Annotated in this window: 1 protein-coding gene and 1 pseudogene; both read left to right on the plus strand. The window is 78.2% G+C overall.

Going from position 1 to position 1,984, the window contains the following annotated elements; all coding sequences use genetic code 11:
• The first annotated feature begins 183 nt into the window (after positions 1–183).
• Positions 184–1,257, plus strand: coding sequence for an AAA family ATPase (locus JNW87_RS38070; RefSeq protein ID WP_255544835.1), 1,074 nt, complete (start codon positions 184–186; stop codon positions 1,255–1,257).
• Positions 1,254–1,984 (plus strand): annotated as a pseudogene (locus JNW87_RS38075) (SARP family transcriptional regulator); the annotation flags it as partial. The gene JNW87_RS38070 and the pseudogene JNW87_RS38075, both read left to right, overlap by 4 nt.

Raw genomic sequence — 1,984 nt, forward strand, 5'->3', positions numbered from 1 at the left:
TCGACCCAGCTTCCGCTGGGCAGGGACACACCACCTGAGGACCGGTCCGCGTTGCCGACGGGGGCGTCGGTGTCGTCGGTGGCGGCACCATCGCCGGGCCGGGGTGCTGGTGGGTGGTGACGAGGCGGCACCGAGTACGACGGCGCGCCGGTCGCCTGGCCCTGGGCGCAGGTCACCGCAGCGCTGACCGCCGGCTCATCGCCGCCCGATCCCGGCTCGCCGGCGACCGCAGCGGACGCCGGATCCGGCCCGGACGCGCCGACGGGCGCGACCGGTGGACCGTCCCCCGCCGGGGACGCCGCAGCGGCGGCGGACCCCGCCGTGGACCGGTTCCGGCTGCACCGGGCCGCCGCGACCCGACTTGCGGCGGCGGCCGGCCGGCGGCCGGTGCTCGTGGTCCTGGACGACCTGCACCGGGCCGACGCGGACACCCTCGACCTGCTGACCGCCCTGCTCGCCGGGCCGGAGCCGGTCACCGGGCCGGTGTTCGTCGTCGGCACGTTCCGCGCCACCGAGATCTCCCCGGGGCTGACCGCGACCCTGGCCCGGCTCGCCCGGACCGAACCCGTCCGGGTCTATCTCGGCGGCCTGTCGGAGGCGGCGACCGGGGAGGTCGCGGGCGCCGTCGTCGGGCGGGAGCTGGAACCGTCGACCGTGCGGCTGCTCCACCGGCGCAGCGGCGGCAACCCGTTCTTCGTCCGGGAGCTGGCGAGGCTGCTCGCGGCCGAGGGCGACGCGGCCCTGGCGGCGGTCCCGGCCGGCGTGCGGGACGTCATCCGGCACCGCCTGGGGCAGCTGCCGGAGGCCACCCGGACCGTGCTGCGGCAGGCCGCGGTGATCGGCCGGGACGTCGACCCGGAGGTGCTCGCCGCAGTCGCCGGCGAGGACGCCATGCTCGACGCGCTGGACCGGGCCGGGCCGGCCGGCTTCCTGACCGGGCCGCACCCGGTTCACCCACATCCTGGTCCGCGACACCCTCTACGGGGACCTGTCCGCGCCGCGCCGGGCCCGCTGGCACACCGAGGTCGGGGAGGCGATCGAACGGCTGCGCCCGGACGACGTCGCCGCGCTGGCGCACCACTCACCCAGGCCGCGGCCGAGCCACCGCCCCGCGCGCCGCCCGCTACGCCACAGCCGCCGCCGAACGGGCCGAACGGCGCCGCAACCCGCACGAGGCGGCCCGCCTCTGGCAGCAGGCGGTCGCCGCCCACGACCGGGCGGGTGGGCAGGACGTACGCGGGCGGCTGGGCGCGGTGATGGGGCTGGGCCGGGCGCTGGCCGTGACCGGACACCTGGCGCAGACCCGCCGGCTTCGGGCCGAGGCCGTCGCCTCCGTCGAGCGAATCGACGATCCGGTGCTGACCGGGACCGTGCTGGCGGCCTTCGACGTCCCGGCCGTCTGGACCCGCAACGACGACGAGGACCTCTCCCGCCGGGTCGTCGAGGCCGCCGAACGCACCCTGGCGGTGCTCCCCGCCGAGCAGGCGGAACAGCGCAGCCGGCTGTTGAGCACCCTGGCCCTGGAGCTGCGCGGCACCACCACCGACCGTGGCCGCCGGGCGGCCGCAGAGGCGGAGGCGATCGCCCGGCGACTCGGCGACCCGGCGCTGCTGGCCTTCGCCCTCAACGCCCGCTTCATGCACACCTTCCGGCGGACCGGCCTCGCTCCCGAACGTGCCCGTCTCGGCGCGGAGCTGGTCGACCTGGCCGCCCCGCACCAGCTGGTGACCTTCGAGGTGCTCGGGCACCTCATCGGCCTGCAGGCGCGGTGCGGGCTCGGCGACCTGGCCGCCGCCGACGCCCACGCCCGCGCCGCCGACCGGCTGGCCGAGCGGTACGAGCTACCGCTCGTCGGCGTCTTCACCCGGTGGTACGCCGCCCTGCGGCCGGCCGTCGACGGGGACCGCGCGGCGGCGGAGGTCGCGTACCGGGCCGCCGAGGCTCGGCTCGCCGGCAGCGGGATACCGGGCATGGCTCACGGGCT

This window comes from Micromonospora sp. ATA51, from assembly GCF_016802855.1.
Lineage (GTDB): Bacteria > Actinomycetota > Actinomycetes > Mycobacteriales > Micromonosporaceae > Micromonospora > Micromonospora sicca.